Origin of the sequence: Nostoc sp. (assembly GCF_036917275.1) — a bacterium.
GTDB lineage: Bacteria > Cyanobacteriota > Cyanobacteriia > Cyanobacteriales > Nostocaceae > Nostoc.
On the sequence record NZ_JBALDF010000026.1, the window covers coordinates 16704 to 37611 of the forward strand.

Annotated in this window: 18 protein-coding genes and 1 pseudogene; all 19 read right to left on the reverse strand. The window is 42.0% G+C overall.

Annotated elements, in window-relative coordinates:
- Positions 1-39: 39 nt before the first annotated feature.
- The 19 genes and pseudogenes from V7K35_RS09175 to nifH all read right to left on the reverse strand — a co-directional run bounded on the left by V7K35_RS09175 (position 40) and on the right by nifH (position 20268).
- Positions 40-1080 carry a FecCD family ABC transporter permease gene (locus V7K35_RS09175; RefSeq protein WP_335078215.1) on the reverse strand — a complete coding sequence of 347 codons (1041 nt, stop codon included), beginning with the start codon at positions 1078-1080 and terminating at the stop codon, positions 40-42.
- Positions 1077-2096: a FecCD family ABC transporter permease gene (locus tag V7K35_RS09180; protein WP_335078217.1), complete on the reverse strand. Its 1020-nt coding sequence runs from the start codon at positions 2094-2096 to the stop codon at positions 1077-1079. The genes V7K35_RS09175 and V7K35_RS09180 overlap by 4 nt, the downstream gene beginning before the upstream one ends.
- A 174-nt stretch (positions 2097-2270) precedes the next feature.
- A pseudogene (locus tag V7K35_RS09185) lies at positions 2271-3022 on the reverse strand (alpha/beta fold hydrolase).
- Positions 3023-3090: 68 nt separating this feature from the next.
- Positions 3091-5859, reverse strand: a complete 2769-nt coding sequence (locus V7K35_RS09190) for a TonB-dependent siderophore receptor (protein ID WP_335078219.1) — start codon at positions 5857-5859, stop codon at positions 3091-3093.
- Between the two features lie 388 nt (positions 5860-6247).
- Complete coding sequence (locus V7K35_RS09195) at positions 6248-6478, reverse strand: hypothetical protein (protein WP_335078221.1); 231 nt, start codon at positions 6476-6478, stop codon at positions 6248-6250.
- A gap of 441 nt (positions 6479-6919) precedes the next feature.
- The gene (locus V7K35_RS09200; RefSeq protein WP_335078223.1) at positions 6920-7522 is read right to left on the reverse strand and encodes a cytochrome c oxidase subunit 3; all 603 of its coding nucleotides are present in this window, start codon (positions 7520-7522) and stop codon (positions 6920-6922) included.
- A 315-nt stretch (positions 7523-7837) separates the two neighbouring features.
- Positions 7838-9487 (reverse strand): cytochrome c oxidase subunit I, encoded by a 1650-nt coding sequence (ctaD, locus tag V7K35_RS09205; RefSeq protein WP_335078225.1) that lies wholly within the window; start codon positions 9485-9487, stop codon positions 7838-7840.
- Between the two features lie 131 nt (positions 9488-9618).
- On the reverse strand, positions 9619-10581 hold the full coding sequence (locus V7K35_RS09210) for a cytochrome c oxidase subunit II (RefSeq protein ID WP_335078227.1): 963 nt from the start codon (positions 10579-10581) through the stop codon (positions 9619-9621).
- Positions 10582-10584: 3 nt separating this feature from the next.
- Complete coding sequence (locus tag V7K35_RS09215) at positions 10585-11190, reverse strand: DUF2231 domain-containing protein (RefSeq protein ID WP_335078229.1); 606 nt, start codon at positions 11188-11190, stop codon at positions 10585-10587.
- Positions 11187-11681, reverse strand: coding sequence for a DUF2231 domain-containing protein (locus V7K35_RS09220; protein ID WP_335078231.1), 495 nt, complete (start codon positions 11679-11681; stop codon positions 11187-11189). Before V7K35_RS09220 ends, V7K35_RS09215 begins: the two co-directional genes overlap by 4 nt.
- A gap of 648 nt (positions 11682-12329) precedes the next feature.
- Positions 12330-12788, reverse strand: a complete 459-nt coding sequence (locus V7K35_RS09225) for a phosphate-starvation-inducible PsiE family protein (RefSeq protein WP_335078233.1) — start codon at positions 12786-12788, stop codon at positions 12330-12332.
- Positions 12789-12924: 136 nt separating this feature from the next.
- Positions 12925-13161, reverse strand: coding sequence for a hypothetical protein (locus V7K35_RS09230; protein WP_335078235.1), 237 nt, complete (start codon positions 13159-13161; stop codon positions 12925-12927).
- A gap of 371 nt (positions 13162-13532) precedes the next feature.
- Positions 13533-14354, reverse strand: coding sequence for an NADPH-dependent oxidoreductase (locus V7K35_RS09235; protein ID WP_335078237.1), 822 nt, complete (start codon positions 14352-14354; stop codon positions 13533-13535).
- Between the two features lie 278 nt (positions 14355-14632).
- The gene (locus tag V7K35_RS09240; RefSeq protein ID WP_335078239.1) at positions 14633-15346 is read right to left on the reverse strand and encodes a 2OG-Fe(II) oxygenase; all 714 of its coding nucleotides are present in this window, start codon (positions 15344-15346) and stop codon (positions 14633-14635) included.
- A 303-nt stretch (positions 15347-15649) separates the two neighbouring features.
- A complete protein-coding gene (locus V7K35_RS09245; protein ID WP_335078249.1) occupies positions 15650-15847 on the reverse strand; it encodes a hypothetical protein in 198 nt (65 codons plus the stop codon).
- Positions 15848-16044: 197 nt separating this feature from the next.
- Positions 16045-17163 carry a homocitrate synthase gene (gene nifV / locus V7K35_RS09250; RefSeq protein WP_335078241.1) on the reverse strand — a complete coding sequence of 373 codons (1119 nt, stop codon included), beginning with the start codon at positions 17161-17163 and terminating at the stop codon, positions 16045-16047.
- A gap of 150 nt (positions 17164-17313) precedes the next feature.
- Positions 17314-18558: a substrate-binding domain-containing protein gene (locus tag V7K35_RS09255; protein WP_335078243.1), complete on the reverse strand. Its 1245-nt coding sequence runs from the start codon at positions 18556-18558 to the stop codon at positions 17314-17316.
- Between the two features lie 260 nt (positions 18559-18818).
- Positions 18819-19205: a hypothetical protein gene (locus V7K35_RS09260; protein ID WP_335078245.1), complete on the reverse strand. Its 387-nt coding sequence runs from the start codon at positions 19203-19205 to the stop codon at positions 18819-18821.
- A 166-nt stretch (positions 19206-19371) separates the two neighbouring features.
- Positions 19372-20268 carry a nitrogenase iron protein gene (nifH, locus tag V7K35_RS09265; protein WP_335078247.1) on the reverse strand — a complete coding sequence of 299 codons (897 nt, stop codon included), beginning with the start codon at positions 20266-20268 and terminating at the stop codon, positions 19372-19374.
- Positions 20269-20908: the final 640 nt, after the last annotated feature.

Consider the following 20908-nt stretch of genomic DNA (forward strand, 5'->3'; position numbering starts at 1 on the left):
TTGGTAAAGATACTCTGACATCAGATTCTCCTTTTCTACTCATCTTTGCCGCCTTTGATACAGTAAATAGATAAAATAAGGCGCTCCTAAGGCAGCAGTTAGCAAACCACATGGCAATTCTGTCGGAGAAAATAAAGTCCTACCCAAAAAATCTGCTGCTGCTACTAATAATCCTCCTATCAAGGCAGCAACTGGTAGTAAATTTTTATGTATTGACCCCACAAGTCTACGTGCCAAATGGGGAGCCATTAATCCAACGAAACCAATTGTACCTGCGATCGCCACACTTGACCCAGCTAGCGCCACACTCACTAACAATAATTTGCTCCTTTGCCATCTGACTCGGCTACCGAGTCCTTTAGCTACCAAGTCACCCAGTTGCAAAGTATCAAGTTCTCGCGTCAGCAGTAAAGCAAAGGGAACGAAGACAACTATCCAAGGTAGCAGTTGCCAGACTTGCTCCCAACTTTTACCAGCGACACTACCCGCCAACCAGACCAATGCTCTAGTTACATCATTGATTTCACCGAAAGTCAACATCAAAGTTGTGAAAGCTCCCATAATTGCTGCAAGTGCTACTCCCACCAACACTAAACGTAGAGGTGATTTTTCTCCCGTGCCAGCTAGCAAGTAGATTAGACAGCCCACAATAAAAGCACCACCAAAGGCAGCAAAGGGCAAATACATAGTGGGTACAGCCGGAAATAGTACAATTAAAGTCACAGCTGCTAAGGCTGCACCTGCATTTACTCCAACGATGCCAGGGTCAGCTAAAGGATTACGTGTTAATGCTTGTAAAATTGCACCCGCAATTGCCAAGCCCACTCCTACCAACCAGGAGATTAACACTCTCGGTAAACGCAAAGTGACAACAACAAAGGGAGATTCTGGATCTTGAGTTGGTAAACCAACAATAGCTTTCACTATGTCTGCTGGCAAGACAGGATAATCTCCTAAACTAAGACTCATCCCCAAGACTGCGAGCGTGAGTAATAGCAGTAGTAACAATACTCTAATTACAGGCTGGTTGCTAAGTATTGAATTATAAATTTTGAATTTTGAATTTTGAATTGTTGTCATCCTCTTTTTACCCGCCAACGCACTAAATACAACAAAAACGGCGCTCCCAAAAGCGCTGTCATCACGCCAACAGGCAATTCTTGAGGTCTAATTAACCAACGGGCTGCTAAATCTGCCCATACTAGTAAATCTGCACCAAACACAGCTGCACCAGGCAATACCCAACGATAATCAACACCCATGACTCCCCGCGCCAGATGGGGAACTACCAGACCGACAAAGCCTATAGGCCCTGCTAGTGCGACAGCGCTCCCTGCCAATATGACAACGCTCAATGCTGTTGCCAATTTGATCCAACCTGTTTGTTGACCTAAGCCTGTGGCTACCGATTCTCCTAAACTGAGGACATTGATTTGTCTACTTAAGGCAAAAGCTGTTAATAATCCTACTATCATCCAGGGCAGCACAGTCAGGAATAGATTGAAGTCTCGTCCAGCCAGAGAACCTGCTAACCAGAAGCGGACTTCTTCAAGAGTTCGTTGACTCAAAATCAGTACACCTGTGGTAATTGAAGATAGCAAGGCAGTTAAAGCTGCACCAGCAATAGTCAGATTCAATGGTGTTGAGCCTCCTTGTCCAAGTGAACCGAGGGAGTAAACTATTAAGGCTGCTATTAAGGCTCCAATAAATGCTACAAGGGTAATCAGGGCGGGTGTTGATGTACCCAAGCCAAAAACCACTGTTACCACTGCTAAGGCTGCACCTGCATTGATCCCCAAAATTCCTGGTGCGGCTAAGGGATTTTTAGTCAGTCCTTGCATTAACGCCCCAGCTACGGCCAAACTAGCACCCACCATACTTGCAATCAGTGTACGCGGTAGGCGCATTGAGCGAATAATTATATGCTCAGTGGAATCATCATAGTTAGTGAATGCAGTGAGTATTTTGGCAATGGAAATGTCCGTTGCACCATAAGAAATACTGGCTAAAATACCCAACAATACTACTAAAAGACCTATGCATAAGCTGAAAATGCGAATGTAGTATTTTTCAGGGTGAGAAATATTTGTGTTCATGGATTTATGACATGAGTTAACTTCATACCTCTGCTTTTCCTAAAATTTAAGCATAATTACTAATTGACAAAAGTAAGCTTATCACAATCTCTCACAGATGAGCAAAGACTCGTGCGATCGCGTCTTGGTTATGCAAGAGGAAGAAGGGATATATACGTCTTAAAAGAATACTTGTTAATTTGTCAAATTTTGAGAAATTAGTTGAGATGTCAACATTGATTGTAGATGATATGGTTGCCAAAAGCTCAACATTTTTTCGCCTATTTGTTGAGGATAAAAGTAGTGAAAAAAATGATAACCTTTGGGATATTCCCACAGATTATCTTCAGGCTTAAACTCTTTTAACCAGCCTTTTAATGCAGTTGAATCAACAATGGGATCATTCTTGCTCCCACATACCATCATGGGCATAGAAACCCCGCCTTGAAGTAACTCAATTAATTTGAAAAGAGAGTGTGAAAGAGGAGATTGTTCTAAATCTCTACATAACACAGCCATTAACATTTTACTAGTATTATGGGGTTGCTCACCAAAGAGATGACGAACACAGCTTGTTAAAACTTGCTCACGACTCATAGTAAATAATTTCCTTTGAAATAATAGTGGACATGCCAAGTATTAGCCGGTTGAGAAGCTACAGCCAATAAGACCAGGGATCGCACTTTTTGGGGATAGCGACGAGCAAAAGTTAAGGCGATCGCACCACCCGCACCACGACCTGCTAAATGTACTGGATGAGAAGATGGTGCTAAGAATTTATGCATTAAATCTACAGCTTCATCTATAGAACTACCTTCATCTTTGTTGTGGTGATATTCCCACTGATTCACATTCATATACTTCGATATGTATTGTAGTAATGGGCGATCAAAACGTTGCAATACATGACTAGAACTGATCCAAACAACATCGGTATTATCAGACATAAATACTCTCAAACATCAAAATTTGGAAATAATTAATTTTTCAAGCGTGCCATTCCCTTATTGCCCGATCAAAACTCCCAACTTACTGTTCCCTCCACAATAAATGGGTCTTCAGGATAAACAAGGTTAATATTTCGAGCGGTGTAGTACCGAACATCGGACAGATTCTTGAAGTTAAGTGCGAAGCGAAGGCGATCTAATCGATAGTAGACAGCAGCATCAAGCCGTAAATAACTCGGTACACTGAACGAGTTGTTCAGATCCCCCTGCCGTTCGCCGACATAGAACAAACCCAGTCCAAACCCTAACCCTTGCAAATTCCCCTTACCAAAAGTGTAAGTCGTCCATAAACTCGCGCTATTCTCAGGAACATTCACTAGTTGATTGCCAATAATTGATAGGTTGCTATCCTTTGTCACCTGTGCATCCGTATAAGCATAGGAAGCAATCACATTCCAGCCTGGCAATATCTCGCCTGTAACGTTGAGTTCAACACCTCGACTGCGTTGTTCCCCTGTTGCAATAAAGTAGGTGAGATGATTAGAGTCCGTTATCAAAATATTGGATTGAGTCAGTTGATACAAAGCCAGGGTTGAAGACAGCTTGCCACCGAAGAAATCAGCTTTAACTCCTACTTCATATTGAGTACCACGACTAGGTTCAAATAAATTACCCTCAAAAGTAGTTCCAATATTCTGGGAGAATGATTCACTGTAGCTGGCATAGAGTGAGACAGGTGGGATAGGCTTATAAACAAGACCGACACGAGGACTAAATGCAAAGTCTGATTGACTTTGATTGCCACTTGCCCTTAAAAAATTAGTGACTTTATTATCGACAAAATCTCCGCGTCCGCCCAGAACCAAGTTCAGGTTATTAGTAAGTGAGACTATATCTTGAACATAAAAACGGAGCTGATCGTTTTTAGTTTTTTGATTAATTCTAGAAACAATACCACCAGGAAGTTGACCGTAGATAGGGTTGAATAAATCTAGAGGAGCAAGAAACCGCATCGTCTGATCGAACTGAACAATATCTCTGTACAAGTCAAAGCCAGCAACTAATTCATGCTGAAGGCTGCCAGTTTTAAATTTACCTACTACATGATTGTCTAAAGCATACTCGTCATCGGCAGCAGGCGCTCCTATATAGTCTTGCCGTGTGCGGTTTATACTCCGTTGTTCGGCTCGTAGAGAGCCAGGATTGGCAGTATCTGTTCTATATCTTAGAGACCTAATATTAAAAGCGTTCACCAAAGACCAATTATCACTAAAGCGATGTTCAAAGTTATAGCCTAATAGCGTGGAACGACGATTGTTTGTGGCACCTTCATCTAATGTGTTAACATTTAGCGGAATTTTTCCGTTTCGGTTAGGCAAGACAGTTCCGACAGCAGGTAGACCTGTTCTATGGGCCTGCTGCTGATCTCGGAACTCGCCTTCAAAAGTCAGCTTTGTATTCTTACTTATTTGCCAACTCAGAACGGGTGCAATCAGATAACGTTGATTATAAAAAAAGTCAACAAAGCTTTCTGTGCTGATGTAGGAAGCGTTTAAACGATAAAGCAGCGTTTTGTCAGAATTGAGAGGACCAGAAATATCTAAAGTTGGTTGATAGAAACTATAACTGCCAAAAGTCATACTAGTGGCGAAGTAAGGCTCACTCTGTGGCTGCTTGGTGACAAAGTTAATTGTGCCACCCGGATTACCTTGACCGTAAAGCACAGAAGCCGGCCCCCTTACAACCTCCAACCTTTCAATGTTGGCGAGTTGAGATTGTCCTGAGACTGCTCCTGCTGTATAGTCCTTAAGACCATTGCGAAGGATGTTGCTCGTCTGAAAACCTCTAATTGTAAAGACATCACCATTGGTCGGCGAATTAGCGGCTTGGATAACACCGACGCTTCTTAAAGCATCAATGGTGTTAACGGCTCCTTGATCCTGCCAACCTTGCCGAGGAACCACTTGAATCGACTGAGGAATGTCCTGTACCCGCCTATTAGTCCGAGTTCCCACAGTCGTATCGGGAACCTGATATCTAGACCCTGTGTCTGGAGTACCAGTTACTACTAGTTCTATTGGCTCTTGGTTTTGCTCGGGTATAGTAGTTGGCTGTTGTGCCGTTGGTGGTGTAGTCTCTGGTAAAGAAGCTATTGTACTCACTTCAAACACTAAACCCTCAGTAACACTATCAAACAACTCCACCTGTGGCGGACTCTGATTACCCACAATTGTCAATCGCAGGGTATTGTTAGCAGTATTTGCAACTGTCAATTCAGTAATTCCTGCTACTGGCTTTGACCGTCGGAAATTCTCTTCACTGGCAAGCTGTAACTTGGTATTGGGAATATTTACGATGTACGAGTTACCCTCTGTCTTCGGTGAAACTTGTAATTTCTTTGAGTTAGCCGTAACTAAAATTAACTCTATGCCCTTAACAGTAGTATTCAATTTTACATCTGTAACCGACACTACATCAGTTGTGGCTTGATTGAGTTGAGCGATTGAGTTTTGTCTGTTGACCTTGAATATATCTGATTTGCCGATAAAGGGATGTTCTATAGAATTTTGTATAGACGCGTTCGCGTAGCGTCTCGTAGAGAAGCGGCTTGTCGTTAGATATTGCTTCCTTTTCCAGTTAGTAATTAAAGCAAATTGAATAGAGGTTTTTCTAACTACTGATGCGTAGGCGTAGCCCGCCGTAGGCATCGCTTCTTTATTCACTGGGAACTGTGCAAGAGTTGGCTCTTGCTTGACTAGGTTACTACCAAAACCGACGCAAATGCTTGCTACCAAACTTAGCAAACACCTATTGCACACACCCTGATGATTGCTCATTCCACTTTCCTACCAATCTGTATGCCAATATTCTTTACTTTCGCAAGAAAAACTTACATCGCGAAGTATAAGCAAGATTGAATAGGAAATCAAGCATTTATGTTGTTTTCCAGACAATTATCATGATAAGAAAGATTCTTAACAAGATGCTGACATCTGAGTTTTTACCCAGCGTGGTGTTACTTTAAAGGAACTTGACGTAATAGAACAAATGTTTTGGTATGACTTTAAACCCCTTCCTTTGAGTCATTGTGACGTAGTTTAGAGATGCTTGCTGCAATGCGAGCGCAGTTTTGGATCAACTGCGATCGCAACAGGTTCGTGTGTCCACGATGGATTTAAGAATAGCAACGGTCGGCATCCAGGCAGCCCTAGATATTAAAAGAGGCTATTCTCCTGGCATCAGTAAGCGGTAAAGGAAGTTTTTACTTACTTGGTTTTGTCTAGCCATTTCCAGAAGGATTATATCTCCATTTTTGAGGAGGACGAAAAAGCATTGAGCATCGAGGTAATCATCGTTGCGTAATCCTTCGTCAGCTACTTTTGTTTCGTCTATCTCTTCATAGTTCAAGTAATGTTCTTTGTCCTCAACATCTACTACATTAAATACGAGCGGCATTGGCTTTTAAAGTATAAGAGTACATTATCAAGCATAAATCGTATAGTTGCTTTAAGTCTGTTGGTTTAGCTGCAAAATACAACCCTCATGGGATGTCCTGGGAGGGTTAAAAATTTCAGTCTTTTAAGGGCATATAATGCGCCTTTGGTATTTTAATTAAGTCATTCATTAGGCAAATTAGAACTAATTAAGGCAGCTAATTTCTCTGTTGGTTGGTACTCATCACTTCATCAATTGTGCGCGAATGAGTACTGAGATTATTCGTGGATATGCTCTGCTATTGGAAATTATTCAGGGTTTGGTAACGGCTCCTGCTTTATTATTTAATACTGGAGCGATCGCAACGTTTTATTGATACGAGTTAGCGTTTGAAGTTTGTCCAAGAGCAAAGTGAAGGGTGTTACATAACCAGTAGCCCAATAAGTGGCTAACAACAAAATGTCATTGCCAGATATAAATAAGGACAAACAAAACAATCCAGATGACATCAACAAAGTGCCAGAAAATAGAAGTGGCATTTACACCAAAATGACCTGTGTCGTAGTTACCAGGAATGAAAGAGCGACCAAAAACAAGTATCTGCAATAAAATACCAGTAAGAACGTGTAAACCGTGGAAGCCTGTCAGTAAGTAGAACATTCCACCAAAAACACCTGTGGTAAAGCCAAAAGAAAGATGGCTCCACTCGATCGCTTGTCCGACTAAAAAGTAACTTCCCATTGCGATTGAAAGCATTAGAAACTGGCGAAATTTCAACAAGTCGTGGCGTGCAAGGGCGCGTTCTGCTAAGTAGATGACAAAGCTACTAGAAACAAGAATTACCGTATTAATTGCCGGATCTCTGACTTCAAGTCCAGAAACACCAGCTGGTAGCCAGTTAGGATTTGCTGTTTTATAGACAATATATGCTGTAAAAAAACCGAGGAAAATGAAAGTCTCTGACAGCAAGAAGACAATGAAGCCGAACATCTTGCTGCCTTCTTCATCATGGGTATGCTGGTGTGAGTGATGATCTGATTCTTCTGAAATGATAGAACTGTCCATTGGTTGAAACTCCTATGTATTTGTCTCACGTAGAGACGCAGAAAAAGATAGGACTTACGCACACTCTACGAACTCTTGGCGTTCTTGGCGTCTTGGCGGTTCGACAAATTAAGCTTTTGGGCGATTTTTGCGTAAGTCCTAAAAGAAAAGAGAGCAAAACATTACAGCCATTTTCAGGAAAATGAACCACGTCTATTTTTGTCTCGCACAAAGTTGGAAAGAAGAGTGCAAGAGTGTGGTCTAAATAAAAACTGCTGTAATTTGCGATCGCGTAATCCCTCATCTCAAACTCTCTGCGTTTAAAAATCAACCATTTTAGTGCTCGGCTACCAATGGTTCAGATTTACCATAGCCGTAGGGTTCACTTACAACAACTGGAATTTCCTCAAAATTCTCGACAGGAGGTGGTGAAGAAACTAACCACTCCAGTCCAATTGCTCGCCAAGGATTCTTCGGTGCTTGTTCGCCATGTATCCAAGAACCAATCATATTCAGAATAAAGGGTAAGGTAGACACACCTAGCAAAAATCCTCCGATACTGGCGATAATATTCCAGAATTCATACTCTGGGGCATAAGAAGAAACTCGACGCAACATTCCCTGTAATCCTAGTGGGTGCATTGGGAAAAAGTTGAGGTTAGTGCCAATGAACGCCAGCCAGAAGTGCAACTTGCCCAAGCCTTCGTAATACATATGTCCAGTCATCTTGGGGAACCAGAAGTAAATAGCAGCAAACATCCCCATTGTTACCGTGCCATATAGAACATAGTGGAAGTGACCCACCACATAGTAAGTGTTGTTCACATGGACATCAATAGGAACAGAAGAGAGGGTAATGCCAGTAATACCTGCAAATACAAACAATATTAATGCACCAAACGCAAATAGCATTGGTGTATCAAATCGGAGTTTGCCACCCCAAATAGTTGCAGTCCAAGCAAACACCTTAATGCCAGTAGGGACAGAAACGAACATGGTTGTAAGCATGAAAAACACCCGCATCCAGCCGGAAGTACCACTGGCGTACATATGGTGTACCCAGACTATACCGCTAACTCCAGCAATCAGGAGTGATGAAATAGCGACAATTCTATAGCCAAACAGAGGTTTACGAGCAAAAACAGGAAATATCTCGGAAAAGATTCCAAAGACCGGCAGAATGATTACGTAAACAGCAGGGTGGGAGTAGAACCAGAAAAAATGTTGAAATAGAACCGGATCGCCTCCCTTGGTGGGGTCAAAAAAGCTAGTTCCAACTGTTAAGTCGAGTAAAAGCATGACTGCACCTGCTGTTAATACAGGTAGTCCAAATAGTTGAATAATCTGGGCACTGAATACGTTCCAAACAAAGATGGGTGTACGGAAGGGTGTCATACCAGGTGCGCGCATCTTCACAATCGTGGTGACAAAGTTAATCGCCCCCATAATTGAGGAAACACCTGATATTGCCACTGCTAGAAGCCAGATTACTTCACCATTGATTAAGTTTCCTGTAGGGTTTTGCAAGCTGACGGGAGGGTATGACCACCAACCGGCTTGCGCTGGGCCGCCAGGTATAAAGAAGCTAGCCATCAGTAAGATAGCAGCGATTGGTATCATCCAGAAGGCAACAGCATTGAGTCTGGGAAACGCCATATCTCGCGCCCCAATCATCAGAGGTACAAGATAGTTAGCAAAACCCGTAAGTATGGGGAATGTCCATCCAAATAGCATCACAGTGCCGTGCATGGTGAACATTGCATTATAAACACTACGATCAACTAGGTCTGATTCTGGGGTAATCAATTCCCCACGAATGATCATTGCAAATATGCCACCAACTAAAAAAAGAATAAAAGCGGTAACAATATACTGAATACCGATAACTTTGTGGTCTGTACTGAAGCTAAAGTATTGCTTCCAGTCTGCTCTCGGTTCCTGTTGAGGTGCGTCACCTGTAATGTCTTCAACGGAAATATTTGTCATTGTCTTTTATCCTTTATTCTTTATCATTTGTCATTTGTGCAAAACCAATGACCATTGTACAGACGCGATTAATGAGCCAGCGCGTTGCGGGGGTTCCCCCCGTTGTAGCGACTGGCGTCGCGTCTCTACGACTAATTGCTGTAATTAACTACAGGGGCTTGTGCGGGTGCTATCGTAACCCAGCCTTTGATTAATTCTTTTGATTCTTGGGCATATTCGGAAGCTGCTTGATTATTTGCAGTACATGGTTTACGGTTTGCTGCTTCTGTAAGCCACTTCTTGTAGTCATCAGGGGACTCGACAACAACATTTGCCCGCATGGTTGCAAAGTAAGTACCGCTAAATTCGGAATCGGTCAATTGATATTTGCCAATACGGATGGGAGTGAATTCAAAGTCAATGTTGCGGTTGGGAATAATGTCTTGTTTGACTCGAAAAGCAGGAATATAAAAGCCGTGGATAACATCCTCAGATTGCATTGCTAGACGGATGCGATGATTAACGGGTAAATGTAGTTCGGTGCTGGTAATTCCTGTTTTTGGATAGCGGAAAACCCAAGCCCACTGTTTGGCATTAACTTCAATGTCTTCAAATGGGATTACATTTGATGTGGTATCAGTTGATATAGATGAGGAAGCCGGGGAGGTAGAAACTATCCCTGCATCCCCGTTAATTGGTGCAGCAGATGCCGATTTCATCAAGACTGGAATATGCATATGCATAGCTTCCATTGGGCCTTGAATCCCCATTTGCTCGTAGATTTGGTAGCTGTAAGTGGCAATCCAAAACACTAGCAATACAGGAATTCCAGTCCAGACAATTTCTAGTGGGATATTTCCTTCAATCGGGGGGCCATCGCTGGTATCATACTGCTCTGCTCGATGGAAAATCGCGGAGTAGATGAGTGTTCCTGTGACTCCAAGGAAGATAAATGCTCCCAGCGTGATTAAAAAACTAAACAATTTATCGACCAGCTGCGATTCTGCTGCGCCTTGAGGAGGCATCCAGGAATATGTCCACTGCCCTATCAAAAGACTAACAGCAGTTAAAGCGATCGCGATCACACTCAATATCAAAATATTTCGGATTTTCATTGATTACCTCAGCAGTAAGTTGGGGTTTTTGCCCAAGCGCAACAACATATCAGCAGTATTGTGAACTCCAAACTCAGTAGCTAACTGCGCTCCTAGCGTACCGTGGATGAACATGATGAACATGATGAACAGTCCAGAAACTAAATAAGTCCACTGCACTTGTTGACTGTCATCCTGACGCCAAATATAACGTTGAAATCCTCTCCAAATAGCCATCCCAAGAATCAACGCTAGTAGAAAAACACCACCCATACCATGCCAAAGCATTGTTTCCATTGCTTCTAATCCCCAGGCACTCTTTACTCCAGTCAGGGGTTCTGCCAACATGATTTCGTAAAAACCTGCTGCTACCGTAAAAATTGTGATGAGTGCCGAACCTAGCATATTGTACCAGCCAGCATCAAAAAAGCTGGAACGAGTGGCAGGAACTGCTAAAAACTTGAAGATTGGTTGTTGTAGGGGGAAGAACGCACCAATCAAATCAAAGGTAATGCCAAGGATGAACAAAGCTAGAGTCAGATGAACTAAATTTGGGTGAATGGGTATAGTGTAGGGCAACCCATTTGCTCCCATCTGAGTCTTTAATTGCTCAATAACTTCAGGATTCATTGCAGTAAGCCCTCCTTCATGGCTTCAACAACTGGTACAGTGTGTAGCCCATATACCCAAACTAATTCATCTCCGAAATACACTTGTATGCCTACCAAAACAGTCAAAAGTAAACCTGCTGCTAGGTAATAAACTGATATTTTTTCTGGAGTGCGGCAATGAATTACGTAACGCCAAGCTGTAATAGCTGCCAGAATTCCTGCAAGTGACCAGCCAAGGATCGTATGTAAATTAAGTACTGGTTGAGCTGCGTTATAAGGTTCTGCCAAACCTGCTTCAAATTGACCAAAAATAACGGCGATGAAGATGGAGATTGTAGCGAAAAACATATTCCACCAACTCACCTCGAAAAGACGGTAGTTGCTAGTAAAGTATCCAATGACATCGCACAAGAAGGCAAACAATACCATCGCAATCACAAAATGGACAACGATAGGATGTATCGTATCGGGATACGGTAAATTATGGTTATTTAGAAGATTCTCAAGCATGGTATTCTACTCATGTGTTAGTTAGTGTTTAGTACTTAATACCAATTCTGTATGAAGATGCACAGAATATTAAACGAACCGCCAAGTACGCCAAGAGCGCCAAGAATGGAGAGTTACTCATTTAATGCAGCTTCACATTAAATTGGTATAACAAGCAATACTTCACAATCTTTTGATTTCTACAACAACTTAGATTGCACTTAAAATCCTTCTAAATAACAACAGCAATTCTGATGAGGAGAATTCTTTCACAGAGTAGCTTGATTATGATAGGCAAAAGCTCGCTGGAATGAATATAGAATAGCAAGTTATCAAAAAATGCTTTACTCGTTGGTAAATGCTGGCGAACGAGTTAATCAATGTATTAAATAGAAACACAAGGATATTAAATCTCCACAATATCGCTTGGAATCTGATACACCTGATTAAATGGGGTTTGGACATTATTATGCCCTAAGCTCATAATGAGAATCGCTGATTTTGGAGTGTACTTTATTTTTTTGGAGAATTTCGTACTTTCTATTCTCCATATATAAAGAATATCATACATTTGTTAAATTTACTTGCGATCGCCAACTAATTTTCAAACAGTATTTGTAGTTACAATTAATCAGAAGCTAGTGAGCTTTTATCCAACAGGTGGGCTTTTTATGTTGTTTCGGGGTGAGGAATTTTGACCTGTTCAAGAAAGCGAGATATCCAAGGTAAAGTCACCATAATTCCTGTTAAAACTACTAGAAATACAGCTATTCCAAAAATTTGGTCACGGGGAATTTCGAGAACACCGCGTAAAATCACTTCTCTTAAAGCAGAAACAATAGTAATTTCTACTGCTGCGGTCACGGATGTTCGCTGTTGTTGTAGATGATCAATTAACAGACGGAACAACTCTACTAAAATCAAAATGAACAGGATATCAGATGTTACTTGCCGCAAATCTAATGGACTCAAAAAGGAGAAGAACATATCTCCCAGTCGGATGAGCATCACACAGAATAGACCAAGGTAGAGAGAAATGATAATAAAGTCTTGAAAAAATTCCAGGTTCCGGACAATTTTATTTCTTTGTAACCAATTATTGAAGTTTGAAGTTAACCCTTTGAGCATGGTATTTCCTAATAGTTTAGATTCATTTATCTCCACAACTGAAACAGTGCTGAGTATCTAGCATCGATTACTCAGCACTTAGTACTGTATTCAATCCCCATTATTTAGCTATGGGGTTCCACTCAGCCCGATTAAACTATTTTGAACCGTTCAAGTCACCATGTACGGTTTCTACGGTTTTAATTTTGGATACTGCGGTTGTTAAGCTATTCGCAGCCTTGATAATCTCTTGTAAGGTTTCGTTTATCATCTTCTCATCAAGAGAGGTTTCTAATAAGTAAGTTTCTACAAAAATCTCCACTCGGTTAACAATTATTTTGGCTTGAGAGCGTAGTTTGTTGAGGTCTTTGGTAGACAATTCCTTCATATTCATTGTTTGAAGCTCCTTTAGTTTCACAGAGTAAATTCTACATTTTTGGTCAGCAATTCTCTCTCAAAGAGCGATTCTTACAAGTCAGCCCTTTTTTGAAAGATAAAGCTTGTTGGAGTACCCATTTAATTTGCCTGTTGAATGCTTAAATGGCTTGAGATTCCCCAAATTAGTACAGAGGTTTCAAGCAGGAAAATTGTTAGGGCTGGCGAGTTGGTAGGTCTATTTATTCCTTAGGACTTACGCACCAAAATTATCTTTTGAGACTGGGTGTGGAGTGTGTAACTTTGGGTATGTAAGGATTTTGGGTCTTTAATGAAGCGATAACAAGTCTTCTTTGAAGCAAAGATACCAAAGGCGAACGGTGGAGACTTTTATAGCAACTTGAAGCCAAAGTTGTTGAGAGTTTCCCGCAAATGCTTGCACCCTTTTAAATAGTCTAAAGTGGCGATTCGCTCGGCTGAGTTTTGCGACCAATCAACAGCGGCATTCATCTGTTGTTGAGTGTAGAATTCTTTCATGATATCATTATAGTGAGCGATCGCTTCATCTTGCTCTGCTAATTTATAGATTTCCCGGTGGAATACAGCTGACTGAGGTAAACGCGGCTTAATAGCAGGTTGTACTTCAGGATTGGGATAACCCACACACAATCCAAATACAGGGAAGACAAAAGGTGGTAAATTTAATAGTGTTGCTACCTCTTGCGTGTTATTGCGGATTGCGCCAATATATACTGTTCCCAAACCAATAGATTCAGCAGCTAGAGTCGCATTTTGCGCTGCTACCGAGGCATCGATTACTGCTTTAAACAACAATTCTATGTAATCTAGAGCCACATAAGGTAATCCGCGACTATCAGCAATATGAGCCATACGACCTAAATCTGCTAACCAAACCAAAAATACAGGAGCCTGGTTAACCCATACTTGGTTATTAGACAGCTTGCATAACTCTGCTTTGCGCTCTGGATCTTCAACCGCTACCACACTCCAGGTTTGCAAATTAGCTGAACTAGCAGCAGATTGAGCAGCTGCAATTAGCCATTCTAGGGTTCCTGGTGGTAAAGGATCGGATAGATAAGACCGAACTGAACGGTGAGATAGTAGCGTTTGCAGAGAGTCGTTCCAGTCAATTTCGTAGTTGAAGGGAATCTCACCGTAGCGCGATCGCAGTAGTTCTGTAGGATTAGTCATGGTTAACTCTTGAACTCCAACACTTTTTTACGATTTTAGAGGGATTACTAACGACGAGAGACAAGGAGGACAAGGAAGAACCATAAAATCAGCCTTCTGATTTTATGACAAAAGTATAGGACTTACGCAAAAATCGCCCAAAAGCTTAATTTGTCGAACCGCCAAGACGAGGCAGTGCGTTGGGCGGCTCTGCCGACTTGAAGCAACTGCCGTGCCAAGAACGCCAAGAATTCGTAGAGTGTGCGTAAGTCCTAAAGTAAAGAGAAAATACTTGATTGCTACGCAGCTAGCTGGGTTTGGAGGAAATCTGAAGTTAGGCGATAATTCCGAAAAAAAGCAACTCGTAAAGCTAGCCGAGACTCAGATACAGGGGAAGTAAGCGGAGTTACCATGTGCCAAGAATTGTCAGAACGCGCGATCGCAACTGAGGAATCACTAAGGGGTAGAATATCTTGGAAGACAGATTCCGGCTGTGAGTCTTTAAGAATTCTCAAACAGCCTCCCCAATCTACAGACCATTGTTGATTTAAAAATAGCAGATGAGTTAAAACTTTGTTCGGCTCGTCTGTATGGGGGTGATGCAGATGTCCTAAGTTGTATCGGCGAAATCCAATATCCATTACACAGTCTTTTAGTTCCAACCCAGACATTTCAGCTAAAGCTTTGCGGTAAGAATCTGTCCATAGTCCTTCTATCAACTGTCGCCACACTTTACTCAGATGTCTCAAGTCATAAGTAAGTCTGCCTTGTGCCATCCGCTCTCGCCAGCGATTATCGCTAGATTTAAGCATCAAGGAAATATCCTCGCTTGTGGCTAGCATCTTTCCCCAGGAGTATCCATATCCCTCTCCCTCCGACAGGCGGAACTCTTCGTGGGGAAAACTCGCAGTTAGTTCTAAGCTTGCTTCTGGTGAAAGCAGGTTTTTGATCAAAGCCCAATTGTATGGGACTTTTTGCATTGTTGTGGTACGAATGGAATCAAAATTAAGCATGGTAGAAAAAACGCTTCAGTAGAATTAACCAATCATGATTACCCTGGACATCAAGTGGTATTGAACTGGGGACTGGGAAGATTTAGATGGGGATTCAGACCCCAAGCAAATCTTACTTATATTTTTTTGTCCAGTACCCAGTCCCAGAGTGCCATTTCGCTCGCAATAATTTTGTCGGATTTGTCATAGTCAACTTTTGAACTTGAACGCTTTTTTATGATTTCAAAGGGATTACCAACCCCATTACAAATTTCTTTGGTTACAAGACAACTGGCTTTAGCGATAGCGATTCTTCATCACTGCTCAAAATAAGTCAAGATCAACCTCCCCAGAATCAAACTGTTTTGTCTCCTCTTTGAGTAATTGTGCTTGGAGACTACGCAATAGGGAGCGCAAAACATCAGTCTTAGTACGTTTGAATCGTTTGCAGTACTGCTCTAGAAGTTGCCGTTCTTGTAGAGACAATTGAAAAGTAATCCATCCTTGCTCTTTTCTCGGCATAAATATTACCAACATAATTGGTAATATTATAGCAGTTGATACGATGATTGCGATAACCAGATACGGAATTGTGATGCTTTCTTAACCAACTTCACTTTTGATTTGTAGTCAAACTTACTGAAGTAAACAAGCTGATGTACTTAGGTTTTAACAGGTAAAAGTAAAATGCAACTTAATGTTTTGATAGATGTGTGCGTTCATCTTTGGGGAACAAAACTCAGGAGTTCTTCAACCGTGAGACTGCGCTTAACTTTTACTGACTGATGTTTTACAGCATCCAGCACTGATTGAATTTCTGGCTGACTGAGTGTGATTCCATGTTCTTGCAACACACTGAATATCAGATGCCGGCCGGAATGTTTGCCTACTACCAAGCGGCGTTCCCAGCCAACATCTTCCGGCGCAAATGGTTCGTAAGTAGCGGGATTTTGCAACACACCGTGAGCATGAATACCCGACTCGTGTGCAAAAGTATTTTCACCTACAATCGCTTTCCAGGGAGGAACTGGCCAATTGGCAGCTTTAGCAACTAACCGTGACAGTTCCAGCAATCGTTTTGTATTAATACCCGTTGGAATGCCGTAGAGGTGTTTCAGTGCCATCACCATTTCTTCCAACGCCGCATTACCTGCGCGTTCGCCAATCCCGTTTACAGTAGTGTTGACCGATCGCGCCCCTGCTTCAATACCAGCTAGTGAGTTCGCCATTGCCAATCCAAAATCATTATGTGTGTGCATTTCTATGGGAATGAATAGATGATGCACAAGGGAGCGAACTTTGCTGTAAGTGTTTAGAGGGTCGAGAATTCCTACAGTGTCACAAAAGCGAAACCGGAAAGCTCCCAACTCTTGAGCATAATATGCCACATCCAATAAAAAAGCTGGATCGGCTCTGGAAGAATCTTCTCCACCAACAGATACAGCTAAACCGTGATCGCAAGCAAAATTAATTGCATCCCGCAGAAGATCCAGCATTACCTGCTGCTTACCCCCAAACTTGGCGGCAATCTGAATTTCTGAGACGGGAACGGAAATATGCACCCGTTCCAAACCACAATCTATAGATGCCTTTATATCGGACAAATTAGCACGGTTCCAGCCAAGTAACTGAGCATTTAATCCCAAATTAGCGATCGCTCTGATCGACTCTGCTTCTTCTTGCCCCATTGCCGGAACGCCAATTTCTAATTCTGGAACACCAATGGCATCTAGAAAAGTAGCGATCGCAATTTTTTCTTCAACGTTAAAGGCTACACCTGCCGCTTGTTCACCATCTCGCAAGGTTGTATCGTTAATCTGAACGGGATGTTTATTCATAGTGAAGTGATGATTCATTTTGCAGCTAACTTGTTGGGTGATTTTGATTTGCTTGAGGAATTCCTAATTGAAAGACAGAGCAACTAACTGGAGTTGTGGAAAGTAAAAGACATATTTCTTAACCTTAGAGTAATAATTACGAATTACGAATCATGAAATATTTGCTACAACTTCCCCAATATTACTAATGTCATATCCGCCGAGAATTTCTAATTGCGATCGCACTAGCTGATTTCCCAAAATATTGAGAAACTGCTGTACTGGTGCTTCTTCCAAGTATTCTTTAATAATCACTAAGTCGTATCGCGCACTATGAAGGGGGATAAATCCCAATCCAAAGGCAGTAGCTATAGATGCTGTACTGATACCTGCATCAGCGATTCCTGAGACTACAGACAAAGCAACATCTTGATGGCTGTGAACGATATGGTCAGATCCTTTAACTTTGTACAATGGCACTCCTTCTTCTTGGAGTTTCCGTTCTAAAAGCATCCGACCGCCAGAACCCACTTCATGGTTGACAATAGTTGCTCCAAATTCTACTAAGTCAGAAACTGTTTTGATTCCCATAGGGTTTCCTGATGGGACTAACAATCCTTCTTCCCAAACTCCAAGGGTAATCAAAACGGCACTTTTATCTGTTAAAGCTTCCCGCACAAAGGGAATGTTATGTTCCCCAGTTTGGGGATCGTATAAGTGCATCCCTGCAATGTGAACTTCACCTTGGCACAGACTACGCAATGCAGCCGCACTATGGGCGAAACGATAATGAATTCGCAGTTTTGGATGCCAACGTTCAGTTGCTCTTGCTAAAAGGGAAAGCACAGGTGTACAACCAGCAATCACAACTGTATTGTGTAGTTTGTATATATCATCCAGAAGCCGAACCTGGACTTTCTTTGTACCGATCTGGTTCTGTGCTTCATGCTTTTGTGTCGCTACCTCTGACGCTAATGGTAATTTGCTTATGGTGGGGAACCCGTAAGGGTGGACGGGTTTGCTACTTCCAACGGCATTGGTAACCGCAACTGTCTCACCATCAGCTGGAATCATTTCGAGCCGAAAAGCATCGTTCCCAACGAGGGGATAAGCTATCCATTGATTCCCAACCCGTGCTAGACTAACTCGTGATTGCTGTTGCTTAGGGACTGATCCCGCAATAATTGCCTCAACTTCTGGTAAATCTTGCTCAAACCAGAATAAGTCCTCGACTAGGCAACCAAGCGCTTTAGCTAAACGTAGTGACATAGCAACAGAAGGAGTATATTGTCCCAATTCCACACCACCAATACTCTGACGAGTTACGCCAGCTATATTAGCTAATTCTTGTTGACTCATGCCCAAGCGAGTTCTAAGGGACTTCAGGTTATTGCAAAGATTCACATCCAGTTTCATGAGGCTGTATCTCTCCGTTAGAAAAAGCCGCAGCAGACAAAATTAAATTTGTTGGGTCAAAAGCAAGGTTTTCTAGTGTTTGCCGTTTTTGTTGTGAGACATATTGATGTTTTGACAATTTCGCTTATTTGCTGCAAGCATAACATGCAACTTGCTAAAATACTTGCACTTTTGGATACAATTTAGCGATCCCATCGCCTTTTCATCATCTGCTAACCAAGGGGATGCCTAAGTTGGTAAGCTACGTCACCAAAAAAAACTTAGTCCGAGTGCGGTAAATCCTGATCTAAATGCCAATTGCCTTTTTTAATTGGTACCGCCACCCATTGGAGTTCCAACCATAAGATCGGGTTCTTTTCCTTCAACCTTGAGGCGGGGTCGCGGATAATGCGTGTAGCATTTATGCAAACAGCCTCACATATCCCCAAATCTTGGGCAACGCCTCTAAAAACGTCTTTGTATGCATTAATTGAGGCAAACAGCATGTTAGGATAAAAGACAACAAAATGTTGTATAAGTTTTGGGGGGCAGCCCCAGTAAGAGTTTACGAGTTCGACGTGGCAGTACTGGAGCAACTCGCCGACTTTGGCACAGCGTCCCTTGACTACGGTAGTAAATTTTTGGACTAAAACCTCTTCAGTCAACATAATGAGTTCTCCTCCTTCAATGAGGTAGACGAATTTTAGCGTGGTTCAGAACGCCGATTTCTCAAATGGTGGTAAGAAGTTTACGCAGTTTTTTCTGTTTTTTCGAGTCAGAGATTGCCAATTGCTCTAGACACTTCGGATGAAGGATAATCCTTACTGCATTGTCCTATTCAAGAGGCATCTCCGAAAATGAATCTGCAACCTTTGTGGAGCTTAGACTGATACCTAATTTCTGGAGATGTCTAAACAAACCAAACTGTACCAGCAGTTCCTCTAGCTGATTGTTAGACATAGATTTCGGAGTGACAAAATCTGTATTCTGGTCAATTGCCGTTGCCAGGTTGCGATAGTGTTGCGCCTGTTCAGACTCAGGAGCATACTCAATCACCGTCTTGCGGTGGAACTCTGCTTGCTGCACCATGTTATCTCTGGGTATGGAGTAGATCATTTGAGTCCCCAGTTTCTCTGCCAGAGCTTTTATCAAATGATCTTCCTCATCGACTTTGCGAGAGTTGCAAATCAATCCTCCCAGACGTATACCACTTATAGGAGCGTACTTTTGAATGCTTCGGCAGATGTTGTTGACAGTATACATTGCCATAATTTCCCCAGAAGTAACAATGTAAATTTCTTGAGCTTTGCGTTCACGAATGGGCATGACAAATCCACCGCATACTACATCACCCAGACCATCATAAAATGTATAATCAAGTCTAACTGCATCATCATAAGCACCAAGTTGTTCCAGCAACCCAATTGATGTCAGAATGCCTCTACCTGCACATCCCACACCAGGTTCCGGCCCACCCGATTCGACACACAGCGTCTTCCCCCATCCCTCCTGACGGAAGTCTTCTAGATTTACATCTTCTTCTTCTTTACGCAACGTATCAAGTACAATCTTCTGGTGGAATCCCCCCAAAAGCAGCCGGGTGGAGTCTGCTTTCGAGTCACACCCTACAACCATCACCTTACGATCTATATCAGTCAGTCCAGCCACTACGTTTTGAGTTGTTGTGGACTTGCCAACTCCCCCTCTTCCATAGATAGCGATTTTCCGCATAAAAACCTCGGTAATGGCGCAGACTTATTAATTCGGCTCCAAGATTATGGTGTAATCAAGCAGGTATTGAATCAAATTGGAGTTGTAATTGTTGAAAGTGTTTACTACCAAGTTTGTGACTGCATTGATGCTGTTAGATAGTGGACATCAGCCGTCTATCCAGCACTATAAATATTGCAGTTACTTGCTATAAGTTAACTAGCGTCTTACAGATATGGCAGTCAATATTAGTGGGATGCGAGATACAACAAGGGTACTAAAAATTAGTCAGAATCCTGTCACTAATAATTCAATAAACTTCCAAAGATACGGCAGATGCATAATAAATTTTCACTTCATCACAGCAAGACAAGCATTATTTCCGCTGTAAAGAAGATACATAGAAAAATCAGTCCAGCCTACAGTATGGCAACGGCTTCGCCAAACGAAAAACCGATTTTTGTGCGGTTTTGCTCCACTTCGATTAACGTTATGCCGTCACCAGTAATTGATGAGGCTGGTCTGATACTCACTTCAAAGGAACCTAAGGAGTTTTTGTTCTGGTATTAGATTCCCTATAAATAAAGAATATCATACAATTGGCCAATTTACTTGCGCTGACCAATTAATTTACAAACAGTATTCGTGGCTACAATTACTC